Origin of the sequence: Nitrospira sp. (assembly GCA_029194535.1) — a bacterium.
Taxonomy (GTDB): Bacteria; Nitrospirota; Nitrospiria; order Nitrospirales; family Nitrospiraceae; genus Nitrospira_C.
In genome coordinates, this window is the sequence record JARFXR010000001.1 from 2,054,597 (window position 1) to 2,068,543 (window position 13,947).

General features: G+C 60.2%; 17 protein-coding genes. 8 read left to right on the forward strand and 9 right to left on the reverse strand.

Features of this window, described 5'->3' with window-relative positions:
- The first annotated feature begins 171 nt into the window (after positions 1-171).
- The 3 genes from P0111_09455 to P0111_09465 all read left to right on the forward strand — a co-directional run bounded on the left by P0111_09455 (position 172) and on the right by P0111_09465 (position 1,886).
- Positions 172-681: a PilZ domain-containing protein gene (locus P0111_09455; protein ID MDF0644246.1), complete on the forward strand. Its 510-nt coding sequence runs from the start codon at positions 172-174 to the stop codon at positions 679-681.
- A gap of 578 nt (positions 682-1,259) precedes the next feature.
- Positions 1,260-1,460: a hypothetical protein gene (locus P0111_09460; GenBank protein ID MDF0644247.1), complete on the forward strand. Its 201-nt coding sequence runs from the start codon at positions 1,260-1,262 to the stop codon at positions 1,458-1,460.
- Between the two features lie 78 nt (positions 1,461-1,538).
- Positions 1,539-1,886 carry a hypothetical protein gene (locus P0111_09465; protein ID MDF0644248.1) on the forward strand — a complete coding sequence of 116 codons (348 nt, stop codon included), beginning with the start codon at positions 1,539-1,541 and terminating at the stop codon, positions 1,884-1,886.
- A 326-nt stretch (positions 1,887-2,212) separates the two neighbouring features.
- Here the strand turns inward: P0111_09465 and P0111_09470 are convergent, their stop codons facing one another.
- Together P0111_09470 and P0111_09475 are read right to left on the reverse strand one after the other, a co-directional pair.
- Positions 2,213-2,491: a hypothetical protein gene (locus P0111_09470; GenBank protein ID MDF0644249.1), complete on the reverse strand. Its 279-nt coding sequence runs from the start codon at positions 2,489-2,491 to the stop codon at positions 2,213-2,215.
- Between the two features lie 228 nt (positions 2,492-2,719).
- Positions 2,720-4,666: an oligopeptide transporter, OPT family gene (locus tag P0111_09475; GenBank protein ID MDF0644250.1), complete on the reverse strand. Its 1,947-nt coding sequence runs from the start codon at positions 4,664-4,666 to the stop codon at positions 2,720-2,722.
- Positions 4,667-4,835: 169 nt separating this feature from the next.
- On the opposite strand from P0111_09475, the gene P0111_09480 reads away from it, so the two are divergent.
- The gene (locus tag P0111_09480; GenBank protein MDF0644251.1) at positions 4,836-5,327 is read left to right on the forward strand and encodes a hypothetical protein; all 492 of its coding nucleotides are present in this window, start codon (positions 4,836-4,838) and stop codon (positions 5,325-5,327) included.
- A gap of 31 nt (positions 5,328-5,358) precedes the next feature.
- On the opposite strand, the gene P0111_09485 is transcribed toward P0111_09480, so the two are convergent.
- From P0111_09485 to P0111_09495, 3 genes are all read right to left on the reverse strand, one after another.
- A complete protein-coding gene (locus P0111_09485; protein ID MDF0644252.1) occupies positions 5,359-5,925 on the reverse strand; it encodes a heme-binding beta-barrel domain-containing protein in 567 nt (188 codons plus the stop codon).
- Positions 5,926-6,128: 203 nt separating this feature from the next.
- The gene (locus P0111_09490) at positions 6,129-6,989 is read right to left on the reverse strand and encodes an MOSC domain-containing protein (protein ID MDF0644253.1); all 861 of its coding nucleotides are present in this window, start codon (positions 6,987-6,989) and stop codon (positions 6,129-6,131) included.
- Positions 6,990-7,117: 128 nt separating this feature from the next.
- Entirely contained in the window at positions 7,118-7,735 is a 618-nt protein-coding gene (locus tag P0111_09495; GenBank protein MDF0644254.1) for an ABATE domain-containing protein, read from the reverse strand.
- A gap of 135 nt (positions 7,736-7,870) precedes the next feature.
- Between P0111_09495 and P0111_09500 the strand changes: the two genes are divergently transcribed.
- Both P0111_09500 and P0111_09505 read left to right on the forward strand, forming a co-directional pair.
- A complete protein-coding gene (locus tag P0111_09500; GenBank protein ID MDF0644255.1) occupies positions 7,871-8,761 on the forward strand; it encodes an alpha/beta hydrolase in 891 nt (296 codons plus the stop codon).
- Positions 8,762-8,812: 51 nt separating this feature from the next.
- Positions 8,813-9,361 (forward strand): MOSC domain-containing protein, encoded by a 549-nt coding sequence (locus tag P0111_09505; GenBank protein MDF0644256.1) that lies wholly within the window; start codon positions 8,813-8,815, stop codon positions 9,359-9,361.
- 88 nt (positions 9,362-9,449) lie between these two features.
- Here P0111_09505 and P0111_09510 read toward each other — a convergent pair whose 3' ends face one another.
- Together P0111_09510 and P0111_09515 are read right to left on the reverse strand one after the other, a co-directional pair.
- Positions 9,450-9,767: a hypothetical protein gene (locus P0111_09510; protein MDF0644257.1), complete on the reverse strand. Its 318-nt coding sequence runs from the start codon at positions 9,765-9,767 to the stop codon at positions 9,450-9,452.
- Positions 9,764-10,126: a hypothetical protein gene (locus tag P0111_09515; GenBank protein MDF0644258.1), complete on the reverse strand. Its 363-nt coding sequence runs from the start codon at positions 10,124-10,126 to the stop codon at positions 9,764-9,766. The genes P0111_09510 and P0111_09515 overlap by 4 nt, the downstream gene beginning before the upstream one ends.
- A gap of 631 nt (positions 10,127-10,757) precedes the next feature.
- Between P0111_09515 and clpX the strand changes: the two genes are divergently transcribed.
- Entirely contained in the window at positions 10,758-12,038 is a 1,281-nt protein-coding gene (gene clpX / locus P0111_09520) for an ATP-dependent Clp protease ATP-binding subunit ClpX (protein ID MDF0644259.1), read from the forward strand.
- A 13-nt stretch (positions 12,039-12,051) separates the two neighbouring features.
- Positions 12,052-12,219 carry a hypothetical protein gene (locus P0111_09525; GenBank protein MDF0644260.1) on the forward strand — a complete coding sequence of 56 codons (168 nt, stop codon included), beginning with the start codon at positions 12,052-12,054 and terminating at the stop codon, positions 12,217-12,219.
- Positions 12,220-12,255: 36 nt separating this feature from the next.
- On the opposite strand, the gene P0111_09530 is transcribed toward P0111_09525, so the two are convergent.
- A complete protein-coding gene (locus tag P0111_09530; GenBank protein ID MDF0644261.1) occupies positions 12,256-12,423 on the reverse strand; it encodes a hypothetical protein in 168 nt (55 codons plus the stop codon).
- 284 nt (positions 12,424-12,707) lie between these two features.
- A complete protein-coding gene (locus P0111_09535; GenBank protein MDF0644262.1) occupies positions 12,708-13,661 on the reverse strand; it encodes a hypothetical protein in 954 nt (317 codons plus the stop codon).
- Between the last annotated feature and the right edge of the window lie 286 nt (positions 13,662-13,947).

Consider the following 13,947-nt stretch of genomic DNA (forward strand, 5'->3'; position numbering starts at 1 on the left):
GGGGAGATCACTAGTTTTTACGCCGCCGTGTTTGCGAGATACTAAAAGCTTTCGCCTTCCCCATTGGAGGGGGATCAGCCCCCTCGCCTTAGGGAAAGGCAAAACGAAGGTGACGGTCGTATCGTCAACTGCACGCGGTACTCGTTACGGGTACACAAGAAGGTGACGCAGATGAACACCACTCCACTCGATGTGACGGTCAAACTGGAGGAGCCGGATTCAGCTCAACAAAGAGCTATGGAGACATTGGCGCAAGACGGGCACGAGAGACAGAGTGGATCTCATGCACAGGACGGAGATGGGGATGGGGATGGGATGGATCGGCGGGGCGCCGAACGGGCGCCGGTGGATTGCCCGGTGAGCTTCACGTCGGAAGAAATCCATGGGTCCGTGGCCCAGGTCAAAGGGACGCTCATCGACCTCTCCAAGACCGGCTGCCAGGTCGCAAGCCTCACACCGCCCTATCGAGGCAGCCAAATCACGCTCATTCTCTATCTCCCGGATGGAGGGCCTCCACTGCGACTCATCGGGACCACGGTGCGTCATGTCGGTTGCCGTACGTTCGGTGCCGAGTTCCTCTCCGTCACGCCGGAAGAACGACGGCGTCTCCAGATCATCATCTTCAAACATCTGACATGGTCGGTGTTCTCGCTTAGGCGGCCGGCTTTCCGGTTCGCCTGAGCCTCCGCCGCCTCTCACTGCTCCGTACCCTAACAGTGTTGACAAACTGTGTGATGACCTCGGAAATGGAGTCGTGCCTGAGGTCACGGACGCCATCCGCATGCCCTGCAGGCTGTTCAGAAAGGCCGTCCAGCAAGGCCGCAGCGAGTGAAGAGGCGAAGCGTACTCTTTGCCGTACGTTGAGCCTCTGAGCGATGCGAGAACGCCGCTGGCGGACTTTGCCAACAGCCTGCTAATCCGAGTCAGTATTCCGCCGCATGAGCGCGAGAATCGACCACCCTCAGGCGCTGGGAAGGTCTCAGCGTAAATCAAGCCATGAGCTTGAAGGGGGAAATGACTGTAAGGGGTGAGGCCAATAACTCTGAGCGATTTCGCTCAGCGTGGCATGAGCGAAAATGTCTGAGGTGTGTCGGGAGCCAAACGCCTAAAGGGTCGACTGCCCATAATCATATGGAACTACAGCCGTTCACTCGGTCTGCTCACCATCCAGTCGCAGGACCGCGATTTGCACACGACTAGCACAGTTGATCGATTGTGAGTGTAGACACTCACGCATTGCTCGAACCTGGGAGGGTGATATGGACCAACACACTGCTGCCGATCAGATTCTCGAAGCGGTGAGAGCCCATCCGGACTGCGCCTTGGGACAATTGATCCGTAGCCTGCCTGAGTTGAGCTGGTTCGAAGTGTTTCACGAAGTCGATCGTATGGGCCGTACCGGTCGGCTCAAGCTGAGCCGGAACAGTTTGGGCTTGGCGACCACGCTTCGCGCTCAGTGACCGCACTCCAATCCAAGACGGCGGAGTTTCGGTTCAGCCTGCCTACTCTCGAGTCGTCAAGAAAGGAATGGATCCACGATGATGCTTCTCATCAGCCTCCTGGTCAGTCTGGTTCTTACGTTGGCAGTTGGAGCCTGCTCCGTCCCGTCGGCTCACGGTCAGATGGTGGCGCAATCGTCCTCGGGAGGCGACTCCAGTGGGAGAGCGGCCGGTCTGGGCCAAATCGGCGGCAAGAATCTCGCCGACATGACCAGCTTCGAGGCGACGATCAATTATCTCAATCGAAGGGCCGAGGAAGACGAACAGGAGCGGGCCGACAGAGACAAGCGGATGCGCGCGATCGGCATCTACGGCAACACGACCCAGGGCGGGGAATCCTACTTCAACCGTCTCCGTTACCAGTCTGCCGCGGGTGGTGCAAGATAGAGTCCGGGGATATCCATCCAAACCGCTCCACTCTTCGGCCGCACCATCGATAGGACTTCGTCGAGGAGACTGCTCAATCGTTCATTGTCTTTGAGATACCGTCTGGCTCGCCGCCTGTCTCGTCCGAACGTTATAACCGCCTGTTCGAGCCCCCGGTACGAGGTGACCACGCCGCTGGCGGACTTTGTCAGCAGCCTGCTAGTGTGGTGTCCCGTAAGTTCCTGTAATAATCCGTTCACCCTGAGCCGGTCGAAGGGCGCCCACTTTCAAAGAGTTTCGTTCATGGTTCGACCGGCTCACCGCGACAGAACTTCTGGGACGCAACACTAGCCAGCCGAATTGTGGGAGGAGACTATTTGGACGGACAAGGTCAGCTGCGCTTGCGTGATGGCATCCAGCAGCGCCTGTCGTTCCGTTTCGTGCTTCCGCAGTCTGGGGACTCGATTTACGAACCGCTCCGCTGCATCCGTGAGATGCTCCAACGTTTCGATGATACTTGTGCCGCCGTCTCCGCGAAGATTCCTGCCCTTCCGCCGGCGTCCCACATAGACCGACGGGGCCGACGGGTTGTCCTTTTCGAGTTCAGGTCGTCTGGATCGTGCCATGGTGTCCTTCCATCACATACGGTACGTACATTGCGGAGCAACCTCATACGAGGGCATACCCGTGCTTCAGGATTTATCGACCAATACGTCTTACCACGAGCTCGAGTGGACAAGCGAACCGTCCGACCTTCCCTGTCCTTCCCCTCCACCGTTCATGAACAGGATCACCTGATTTAGAAACCGATGGCCCAGCGGTCCTGATCAGTCACGCGTTGACAAGGAATCAGCTTAGGATGTTGCAGGGCGGATGGCCATTCGATAGAGCACGGCGCCCACCAGTACGACGATCGCAAGTCCTGGCCAGCCTCCTATCGGAGGCGCATCGAAGAGCGTAAAGGGATCGGCGGAGAGACCGGGAATCAACGCGGTCAGCGCGATCGGCATCGCCAGGAGGATGCCCATCAAAGCCTCTCCGGTGATCAATCCGGCAGAGAACAACAGGCCCACTCGCGAGGATTCTTGTCCCCTGGGTGCCGTCCGTTGGGCCAAGGCGGCGATGACGCCTCCGACGACGATGGCGGCAGAGAGTTTCAGCGGCAGGTAGATGCCGAGCGCGACGGCGAGGACTGGTAGACGAAAGTCGCTCCGGCGCGCGTTCAGTTTCCCGTCCAACAGGATCACCAGGATGCCGATCGCTGCTCCGAGCCCTACAAGGGGCCACGGTAGCCCCTGCCCGAAGACGCTCCGCGTGAGGCTCGCCATCAACGTGGCCTGCGGCGCGCTCAACGGATGTGGATGCACGGCCGTGGGTTCGCCGATGCCGTACTTGGCGTGGAGTAGCGACAGCACCGGCACAAGGATGAGGGCGCCGGTCAACACGCCGACGACTTGCATGATCTGCTGCTTCCAGGGAGTGGCGCCGACCAAATGGCCGGTCTTGAGATCCTGGAGGTTGTCCCCTCCCATCGCAGCGGCGCAGCACACCACCGCCCCGATCACGAGCGCCGCAGCAGGACCGGCCGGATGGCCCGCGCCCATGAACAGCACGAGCAGCAAGGCCGCCAGCATGATCGTTGCGATCGTTACGCCCGAGACGGGATTGCTCGAACTCCCGACCAGTCCCGCCATGTAGGCCGCAACCGAGGAGAAGAGAAAGGCGGCCAGCGCCATCACGACCGTCATGACGAGGCCGATCGACAGACTGTCCACGACACGTGAATAGATCCAGGCCATCGGGAGCAACGAGAGGATGAACGGGACGGTGATCCACGGCAACGACGCATCCTGCTCCGTCCTCGCCACGGCCGAATCGATCTGCGCGACGCGGGAGGCCTGATAACTGTCACGAAGCGACCGGACACTCTTCCAGACGGGCTCGCGCAGCTTCGTCAGCGTCCACAAGCCGCCCACCAACATCGCGCCAATGCCCACGTAGCGAATGTGCTGGCTCCAGATCGTCCTGGCCGCGGCCAAGCCGGCCAGATCGGGCGGCAGGCCGTTCAACAGCCCGTACGCCGGCATCAGGATGAGCCAACCGACCACACCGCCGGCAAAGACGACCACCGAGGTCTGGAGGCCGATGATATAGCCGACGGCGAGCAATGCGGGCGACAGATTGATGCCGGCGTAGAGGACCGTTCGCCCGACCTGTGCCGCCCCCTCGACCGATTCGGCCCACAGGCGCAAGCCGCTCTCGCAGAACTTCACTGCTCCGCCGATGAGGGACGCGGTTGCCAGCGCCTTGAAGTCGCCCGACTGTCCCTGCCGTTCCCCTCTCGCGACCTTCAACACTTCCGCCGTCGCCAACCCTTCAGGAAACCGCAAGCGGGCCGTCACGATAAGCGCCCGTCTCAACGGGATGGTGAAGAGCACGCCGAGCAGCCCGCCGACCGCGGCGATCACGGTGGTCTGCCAGTAGTCGAAGTCGGACCAATAACCGACCAACAGCAAGGCGGGAATCGTGAAGATCACCCCGGCGGCGAGCGCTTCGCCGGACGAGGCGGCGGTCTGCACGATATTGTTTTCGAGAATGTTCGATCGCCGGAACAGTCGAAGAATCGCCATGGAGGCGACGGCGGCTGGAATCGACGCGGAGACGGTCATGCCCGCGAACAATCCGAGATAGGCATTAGCCGCCGCCAGTATCGCGGCGAGGATCACCGACAGGACGACCGCCTTGACGGTAATCTCAGGCAGCGTGACCGTCGCGGGGACGACGGACTGGTCGTTGGGCATGTTCAATTCCGGACCACAGGCAAACGAAGCATAGTCCTGAGGGGCGACTCAATCATAACGTAGGGCGGAAGGAAGGTGACACCTGAAAGAGCACCGGCCCACAGGGAGCAAAGGGTGAATTTGATGTGCTCTCGCAGAGCTTCTGCTAGAGTGATCCCGGAGGCGCCGTATGAAAATCTTGCCGATCCTTTTCCATGACATCGACGGGGTGCTGTTCGGAGACTATGCAGGTGAGTTCCAGCTCCGACCTGGTGTGAAGTCCTGGCTCGCCTGGGCACATGAGCACTTCGAACTCATATGGTTGACCTCGTGGGAATCCGAGAAGATCAAGACGCTCTTGAAGGTACTGTATTGCGAGAAGTTCGGACAGTACGACGAGCCTCCGCTCTTCCGTCACGCCAATTGGACGAACTTGGAGAACAAGGTGGTCTGGGTTCAGCAGGCCGTGCATAAGCTGAACGGGCGGGAGTGGTTCTGGATCGACGACGACATCGGGAAATTTGAACTTGAGATTGAAGCAGCCGGTATTCCGCTCAATCGCTGCATCCAAGCCAATCCGGAGGGTCAGGACGAGTTACTGACCATCCAGTCCGTCTTGGCTCGTCGTCTGGGGACGTACCAAGGGACTCCGGACCAATCCGACCGAGACCGCGCCGCCTAACCCACATATTATTCATGAGCGGTTTCCGATTCTACCCCGACACCCGCGTCAGCATGTTCTGATCCGTGTGGTGAAACAGATCCGACTTTCCCGGCATCCGGAGCAATGAGTTTTCCTTGTAGTGCAACCGGTCTCGAGCGAGGATCGTCACGGTCACTTCGAAGCGCACGGTCTTGAATTCCCGATCGAGGAAACGGTTCGAGCAGATGCCGTACGTGTCCGACTCCAGGTCAGCCACCAAGGTAAATTCCGTGGCCGTCGGCTCCACCGTGCCGCCAGCGATGAGTGCGATGCCGCGCGGGACGATAAAACATCTGAGCACCTGCCGTTCTGCAGGATCCCACAACCAGTACCCGACCTCTTCGTGGAACGGATCGGTCTCTCCGATCCGTCGCGCCACGGTCGCATAGCGTAAGCCGTACAGCATCTGTTCGTGATTTCGCACCGGAAGGATCGGTTCGAATGTCATCCGTTCATGAAACTTGTTGTGTTCCGTCCCCCGATCGTCCGAGGGCGCGACGTCCTCGCCCTTCAGCCCCTCCCAGATGCCGGCCAGAGGCGCCAACGGTCCCAGTTTGCTCATCCCATCCGACTGCATGATGCCCTCCTGCTGAAGACGATCAGTTCGTGTGATACGGACGGCCCTGTCCGTGATCGAACAGGAACGATGTTCCGAGGCATTGTAAGAGGCCATGCCGACCGGCGCAACCGACAGGCAAGCAGTCGGAGGCCCATATCGCGACGCCACCCGAGCTTGAAATGGTGCCGCCAGCAATCCACCATCCCGCATCGATCTCTCTGCTATGCCGTCGCATCACCGACCCTGACTGTATCTCCCCGCTTGATCCTTCCTTCGCTGACGACGGCGGCATAGACGCCGACATAGCCCTGACTATGTTGGACGGCCGTCTTTAAGATGCCCACGTCCTTCGGGAGGCCGCCTTGAGGGAGTGTCGTCATGACGCAGCGAGCACAAGGGCCTGTAATCTTCAACATCACGTCGCCGATCGCCACGGTTCGGCCGATCCAGGTCTGTTCCACGAAGCTCTTTTCCCCGCTTCCGATATCCACGACCACGTTCGGACGAAAGCGCGGTACCTCAAAGCGACCGCTTGGATAGAGGTCATGAAGCCGGCTGAGTGTGGCGGTCGTCACCAGATGAACCAGGGCTCCATCGAAAAACGTGCCGGCTGGAAGCGTGAAATCCTGGACGCTGTTGCCCTGATCGATTCCGTCGATGTCGAGGCGATATTCCTCCGACTTGCCGCTCCAGGCCCGCAATGAGGTCTGCACGCCCGACACTCGGCCACGCTCGGCCTTCGCCACCGTGACGGTCCGATCCAAGATCCGTGAGAGGACGTGATCGCATTCAGCCGCCGTCGTGTCGATGGTCTCTCCGTCCGGCAGCGTGATCCGGACCGCTGGAATGGCCATGCCGTTGTTGGGAGGCTCGACGAATGCGGCGCGGAACGCGAACATCGTGGGCCACTTGGCGGGATTTTTGGCGGTGGCCGCTTTGCCATCGACACTGTCGATCAAGGCATAGGCGCGATCGCCGAGCAGACCATAGGCCGTCAGGTCAGCCGCCGCCAATTGCTCTCCTCCCATGGACTTGACCGGATACCTCCACAACGACGCGACCGTTCCTGTTTCGACTACCATAAAAAATAGTGCCTCCTGCCTGTTGATGAAGCAGAGAGCTTATCGCAAACCCAATATGGCTTGGAAGCCTATTGATCGAGACATCGCCATTGCGGTGGAGCGAAGCGGATGAGCGGGATGCTATCGGCTCAGGCCTTGGTCCGCCGATGTCTCCGATAGTGGGCGGCCACTTTGCTGCGGTTGCCGCAGAGACTCATACTGCACCAGTGCCGCGCGTGATTCTTGGTCGTGTCGTAAAAAAAGAGGACGCAGGTCGGATTCTGGCATTTCTTGATCAGAGCGAGATCGCAGGTGCAGAGCAAGTCGCTCGCGGTCTCCGCGAGCAACCCCATCAACCGACGCAGGTCTTGGGATTCGGCTCGAAAGACGCGCTCGAACCGTCCTTTGCGGCTGATCACTTGGGGATATCCGACACGGGACTGTAATTGTCCGTTGATGACCTCCACCGATTCCTGAGAAACGCGCTTGCCGGAGGCGATCCGCTCAACCATCTCCCGTAGCACGGCGCGAAATGCCCGCGCGTGGTCCATGAGCTGCGTCCCCTTGGTCTCTCCGCCCCATTGTCGCTCGATCTGCTTCGGATCTTCGGCGAGCAGCTTCGCCTGCGCAAGCCAGCGGATCAGATCGGAAAAAGAGTTCAGCAGATCTGCGGGCCGACCCTCCAACACGATCTGGGTGTTGATGAAGTCGAGACAAGGGTGGTTGCCGAGGAAAAAAAACGGTATGGGACTGACCGCTAAAGCCATAGTTGACAGGTTAGCCTAAAATTAGTATAACCGTCAATGTAAGTATTAGATGGTTATTCCGACAGAGCGAGTAAGAAACCTGTATTCCCACACCCACGCCGGCCCAACACCGGCACTTCTCACAAGGAGGCAGCCATGACCGCTGATCGCTCCACCATTCAGTACCGCACGCAGGATGTAGATGGGCTCCGTATCTTCTATCGAGAAGCAGGCGACCCGTCAGCCTCGGCCGTCCTGCTCTTGCATGGGTTCCCGACCTCGTCGCACATGTTCCGGAACCTGATTCCCCTGCTCGCGCCGCATTTCCACGTCGTGGCGCCCGACTTGCCGGGGTTCGGGTTTTCCGATGCCCCAAATCCAACTCGCTTCCGGTACAGTTTCGAGCGACTTGCCGAGGTGATGGAACGGTTCACGGAAGCGGTCGGCATGAATCGCTACGCCGTCTACGTCTTCGACTACGGCGCCCCGGTTGGGTTCCGCCTTGCGCTTCGGCATCCGGAGCGGATTACGGCGATCGTGTCGCAGAACGGCAATGCCTACGAGGAAGGCCTCAGTACCGGCTGGAATCCGATCCAGAAATATTGGGCCGATCCCTCGCCGGAAAACCGCGCCGCGCTCAAAGCTTTTCTCGAGCCGGAAGCCACCAAGTGGCAATACACGCATGGCGCCGACGCAGCACGTGTGGCCCCGGAGTCCTATGCCCTCGATTCAGCCCTGTTGGCGCGCCCGGGCAATGCCGAGATCCAGTTGGACCTCTTTCTCGACTATGCGAGCAACGTCAACCTGTATCCCCAGTTCCAACGGTACTTCCGTACTCACCGTCCGCCGACGTTGGCGGTGTGGGGCAATGCCGACCCATTCTTTCTCCCGGCCGGGGCCAGGGCCTTTCAACGGGACAATCCCAATGCCCGGGTGGAATTCTTCGATACCGGACATTTCGCCCTCGAAACGCACGGGAGGGAGATCGGAGAGCGGATCGTGGCCTTCTTGAACAACACACCGGAGCCAACCGTCGTTGGAGCGTAAGGCCGGGCGATGGGAAGCAGAGATGAGGAGACAAAACGAAGGAGGTCTGGGATGAAGCTCCTATCGGTGCAAGTCGGACATCAACGTACGGTGCGATGGCGGGGAAGAGCGATCACCACCGGCATCTACAAAGAGCCGGTCGCCGGGCGCATCATGTTGCGGCGCTTCAACCTCGACGGCGACCAGCAGGCCGATCTCACCGTGCATGGCGGCCGGGACAAGGCGGTCTATGTCTACCCATCCGAGCACTATGCCTTCTGGCGGAAGGAATTGCCCGGCGAGCAGCTGCCGTACGGCGGCTTCGGAGAGAACTTTACCAGCGAGGGGCTGGACGAGCAGTCCGTACATATCGGCGACCGGTTCAGGATCGGCGGCGCAGTGGTCGAGGTGACTCAGCCGCGCCTCCCCTGCCACAAACTCGGTTTGCGCTTTCGGCGCCCCGCCATGCCGAAGCGTTTTCACGCGAGCGGTCTTTGTGGCTTTTATCTGGCCGTCATCGAGGAAGGTGAGGTCGGCGCAGGCGATGCGTGGCAACAGATCGCCCACGACAATCGGGAACTGTCGGTGAGCGAGAGCTATCGGAGGGTGTTTGAGGAGTGAAGGGGTGGAAGGAGCAGGGAGAGTGAAACGGGGGAGCCTCGGCGGATACCTCGCTCCTCCCGTCATGCTCGCGATCGCGAGGGTATCCCTATCCGTCCTTGGGCCAATAGTCTCGACTAAAAGTTTTCAAGACACCGTCCGGCGTAAAGACCAGCGTCTTCAGCCAGCCTTGTGCTCCGCCGTATCCGCGGAACTCCCAGGTCCACACGCTTTCTCCATTGACGGTCGTTTCCCGCTTCGCCGGCTTCCCCCACTCGCTCAGATAATAATCCTTTGTCTTGATGCCGATTTCCTGTCGTCTGTCGGCATCGAAAGCTTCCCATCGCTGCTCCAGCGTCAAGGGACATCCCGTCGAACAGGTGAGAAGCATCAGGATCGCGCCGGACAACAAGATAGGCCGTGTCATGGCTCGATCAGCTTGACCGACATGGCTTGGCCGTTTTCCGAGATCATGGCCTCCACTCGGTCGCCGGGATTTGCTCGGGCGGGGATTTTTGTCTCGCGAGTGAGCTTCAATTGAATCTCCTGGCCTGTGGGAGTCGTGATGAGATAGGCCTTGTCCACGAATTTCAGGATGTCTTCCCCTTGAGCATCCTTCGCCATGTGGAAACTTCCCTCGACTGCTGAAACCTGACCCGTCACGGTTCGTGGAGATGCCGAACCCGATCGTGCTTGGGCTTCGGTCATCGGGGCAGAGCACAACAGGCTCACAACGCTGAGGCCGATCGTGGTGACAGCGGCACCGATGGACTTGACGCCAGCCATGGTATCCTCCTCGCATCTACCCACCTGATTAGTATCAATACTCCTGATGTAGCTTGAGTGTCTAAGGGTCTCGTCGAGTGTGTTCGAAAGAAATAGATTCGTGATCCTCATCACGCGCACGCGTACGGGTCTACGGGATTGATGCTAAGTTTGACACAACGCCTGTAGGAGTCAGGCACTAGGAATATCTCTGGTCACGGAACACGCGGACCCTGGCTACGCTGAGATCTGTACACCGATCCTTCAAGGCTTTGCCGGCGAGGCGCGTGCTATCGTCACCTCGGAAGACTGACGAAAAGACCGTTGACAAGAGTGTGGTCGAGGCGTATGAGAAGAGCTGCGAAGGAGGTCGCTTATGGAAGACCTCAGTCCACCGGACCTGAACGGCCCGCCGAGCTAGAGGCGGGTCTCTCGTCGGTCACGCCGGCCATATTTCGAACGGCCACACGTTCCCGTGTAGGGACGACCGACCGGTAGCCCAACATCCTCGATCTCGCACGGGTCTCCCCACTCCAGGCATTTCTTAAGATCGGTTCCAGCGTCCGCCGCCATCGTCACGGACCACCGGCTGTGTGAGATGGAGGGTTGCTGGTAACGTGTTCGCTGGTCTTAGGCACCAGGGGGAATACGCGTGTTTTGGGATAGGGCGCATCCTTCGCAAACGCCGGAACGTGTCTGTTCGTTCTGCGGGAAAAGTGAGAACGCGGTTCGCAATCTCATTGCGAGCCCGGTCGAGCACAATTGTCAGTCCTGCAAGAGGATCTCCACCCTGTTGATCTGTGAGGAATGTCTGAAGCGCTGCGCCGGCTCCTTGAGCAAGGACGGCCAGGGGGCCGGTGCCCGCTCTTCGTCGGTTCCCTCGATCATTCCCAAGCCCACCGACATCAAGGCGACACTCGACGAGTTCGTGATCGGGCAGGAACGCGCGAAGAAAGTGCTGGCGGTCGCGGTCCACAACCACTACAAGCGCATCGTGAATCGAGACCGACTCAAGGACGTCGGACTCCAGAAGGGCAATATCCTCATGATCGGATCGACCGGAACCGGGAAGACGCTCCTGTCGCAGACGTTGGCGCGCATCATTCATGTGCCCTTCGCCATCGCGGATGCCACGACTCTGACCGAGGCCGGCTATGTGGGCGAGGATGTCGAAAACGTCGTGCTGAAGTTGCTTCAGAACTGCGACTACGACGTTCCGCTGGCCGAAACCGGGATCATCTATATCGACGAAATCGACAAGATCAGCCGGAAGTCCGAAAGCCCCTCATTGACGCGGGACGTCTCGGGCGAGGGTGTCCAGCAAGCGCTCCTCAAGCTGGTGGAAGGGACCAGCTGCAATGTGCCGCAGAAGGGCGGACGCAAACATCCGGAGCAGGAGTTCATCCGGGTGGACACCACGAACATTTTATTTATCGCGGGCGGGGCATTCGTCGGGTTGGATCGCATCATTGCCGAACGAACTATGCCGAAACGGTTGGGCTTCGAGACGCACGACCCGTCTGTCGGCATCGACGGTCATACTGAACTGCTCGGCCGCGTGGAATCGGAAGACCTGTTGAAATTCGGGCTCATTCCCGAGTTCGTCGGACGATTCCCCGTCCTGACCACCCTGGCGGATCTCGATGTGCCGGCGCTGATTCGCGTCCTCACCGAGCCTCGCAACGCGCTGGTGAAACAATATCAGGCCCTGTTCGAGATCGAGGGTGTCGACTTGAAATTCAGCGACGCCGCCGTCAGGGCCGTCGCCCGGCGTGCCGCGCTCATGAAGACCGGCGCGCGGGCGCTGCGCACGATCCTCGAAGAGGTCATGCTCGACCTGATGTACGAGGTGCCCGCCATGGGAGACGTCAAATCCGTCGAAATCACCGAAGACGTCATCTCGGGGGTCGCGCAACCCCGGCTCGTCACGTAACAGGCTGTTGACCATGTCCCCCAGCGGCGTTCTCGCGTCGCTCAGAACTCACAACGAGAAGGAGTCGGTCGATTTCCTCTCGCGCCCTGCCCGCGAAGGCGGGCATCCACTGCTCGATCAAGACTCCATGCTGCCCCGCTACCCTAAGGGAGAGAAGGCAGACCGCATCACCGTTGTCTAAACAGAGCAAAGTTCCGACGGAGACAGGCGTCCGACGTCAGGCTGCCTGTCTGGGTCTCGTTCGCGCCGGCGTGGCCTCGATCGAGCGATCACCCTCGTGAGACAGGCGCGTCCGCCGCTTCTCGGAGTCGCTCTCCTGCGCCATCGACCAGGCTTGCAGCCATACGAGCGCACCTATCGTGACAACACCAATGATTTCCACCATACGGCACCTCCGTGGCGCCATGAACAGATGACGCCAAGCACGAGCGTCTCTTGGCCCGGCGTCATCTAGGCTGCACGGCGCCCGCTCGACGCCTGAGGAATGGTCTCCTGCGGCTCATCGAGCCGCCTGGATGTGTCGGACGATCCCGTCTTCGAACCAAGTAAGGTAAGGCTCACGAAGAGGGTCGCTACCATCGAGACGATACCCGCCACGATCCCCCAATACACCAGCGACATAGATCACCAGCTCGCGCGTCACCCGCGCGAGTCCTCTTCTCACGGCGCTTACGCGGCCGGCCGATAGACCCATTTGGCCGCGTTGTGCTCCATCTCGGTCATGGCGATGCGATCCCGTCGCTGGGCTGCGAGCGTGATCCCGCCAAAGAACACCGCCATCAATGCGATGCCGGCCGCGGCGAACAAGCCGGCCGGAACCTCCGGCCACGAAGCCGGTTCAGTCGTGACCGCAGCCGGTTCTTCAGGAGAGAACCGGATCGCGGCCAGTAGTTGCAACTGATCCGACAACGCCTCTGTGCGAACCGCGGCAAGGACCAGGCTGCCCAGTTGTGGTTCCAACGCCGCCCTGCCTTCTTCCGCTGTCCATTGCCCCTGTGCCACGTGGACCAGCGCCGAGCCTATCCGTTCCTGAATGGCGCCGGCTCGCTCGGTGTAACGTTGGAAGGCATCCACGATGCTTCGTCCGAGGGTCGCTTGCCATGTGGACGAAAATTCGTCGTCAAGCCGTTGCCCTCGCGCCTCGATCGTGCGGATCATGCCGTTGTTGTAGTCCGACAGGTACAGATCGGCCGACAGCGCGCCGTTTCGGACCCCGCGCTTCGTGCCGTTCACGATCGCGCGCCCCATGATGCCCTGGACGCGGGCCTGATGGTCCGCCGGCATCGTCTCCGCCTGATGCATTACCGCTCCAAACGGGCCTCCCGCGCCGGCGTCGAAGTCATTCGCCGCGAGGGTCGCGCGGTTCCATTCCACGGCCGACTGGGCGATGAGATGGTTGGTCCGTCGCTCGAAAAGGGCCTCGTCGACCAAGGTCTGGCCGATGACCGGCTGGAGCCAGATCATCCCGTCCATGTTGTCGACGGTTTCTTGAGCGTAGATGGGCTGCGGAACAGCCGCCTGATAGGTGCCGTTGGCGGCTCCGAAAAACAGAAGGGCACCGAAAAGAATCGCGCACATGCCGACACCCACGATGATGTCGACGGTGTTGTAGCGGTACGACATCACGACCTCCTTTCGCCTTCCGGCAGGTCGGCGCGCGGCAACCGCGCCGCTCGGCGTCCGGCGCACACGACGTGAAACGGTTGTTGGTCAGGAATGGCGAGGCCCGCGGCATCCCGTGTCAGCACTCGGGAGCAGAGCCGCGCCCGTTTGTGGTGAAAGCGAGTTCGAGCGAGAGAAAGGCCGCACTCGCCATGTCCGTTCCGTTGGATCTTGGCTCCACGGAGGATCATGGCGACCACCTCCAAAATGAGGTAGCTTTGAGGGGATACTTACTCTACGCTTCGCT

Excerpts from the sequence above, each read along its gene's own strand:
- P0111_09455 (MDF0644246.1), top strand. The coding sequence starts at position 172 with ATGAACACCACTCCACTCGATGTGACGGTCAAACTGGAGGAGCCGGAT.
- P0111_09460 (MDF0644247.1), top strand. The coding sequence starts at position 1,260 with ATGGACCAACACACTGCTGCCGATCAGATTCTCGAAGCGGTGAGAGCC.
- P0111_09465 (MDF0644248.1), top strand. The coding sequence starts at position 1,539 with ATGATGCTTCTCATCAGCCTCCTGGTCAGTCTGGTTCTTACGTTGGCA.
- P0111_09470 (MDF0644249.1), bottom strand. The coding sequence starts at position 2,491 with ATGGCACGATCCAGACGACCTGAACTCGAAAAGGACAACCCGTCGGCC.
- P0111_09475 (MDF0644250.1), bottom strand. The coding sequence starts at position 4,666 with ATGCCCAACGACCAGTCCGTCGTCCCCGCGACGGTCACGCTGCCTGAG.
- P0111_09480 (MDF0644251.1), top strand. The coding sequence starts at position 4,836 with ATGAAAATCTTGCCGATCCTTTTCCATGACATCGACGGGGTGCTGTTC.
- P0111_09485 (MDF0644252.1), bottom strand. The coding sequence starts at position 5,925 with ATGCAGTCGGATGGGATGAGCAAACTGGGACCGTTGGCGCCTCTGGCC.
- P0111_09490 (MDF0644253.1), bottom strand. The coding sequence starts at position 6,989 with ATGGTAGTCGAAACAGGAACGGTCGCGTCGTTGTGGAGGTATCCGGTC.
- P0111_09495 (MDF0644254.1), bottom strand. The coding sequence starts at position 7,735 with ATGGCTTTAGCGGTCAGTCCCATACCGTTTTTTTTCCTCGGCAACCAC.
- P0111_09500 (MDF0644255.1), top strand. The coding sequence starts at position 7,871 with ATGACCGCTGATCGCTCCACCATTCAGTACCGCACGCAGGATGTAGAT.
- P0111_09505 (MDF0644256.1), top strand. The coding sequence starts at position 8,813 with ATGAAGCTCCTATCGGTGCAAGTCGGACATCAACGTACGGTGCGATGG.
- P0111_09510 (MDF0644257.1), bottom strand. The coding sequence starts at position 9,767 with ATGACACGGCCTATCTTGTTGTCCGGCGCGATCCTGATGCTTCTCACC.
- P0111_09515 (MDF0644258.1), bottom strand. The coding sequence starts at position 10,126 with ATGGCTGGCGTCAAGTCCATCGGTGCCGCTGTCACCACGATCGGCCTC.
- P0111_09525 (MDF0644260.1), top strand. The coding sequence starts at position 12,052 with ATGTCCCCCAGCGGCGTTCTCGCGTCGCTCAGAACTCACAACGAGAAG.
- P0111_09530 (MDF0644261.1), bottom strand. The coding sequence starts at position 12,423 with ATGGTGGAAATCATTGGTGTTGTCACGATAGGTGCGCTCGTATGGCTG.
- P0111_09535 (MDF0644262.1), bottom strand. The coding sequence starts at position 13,661 with ATGTCGTACCGCTACAACACCGTCGACATCATCGTGGGTGTCGGCATG.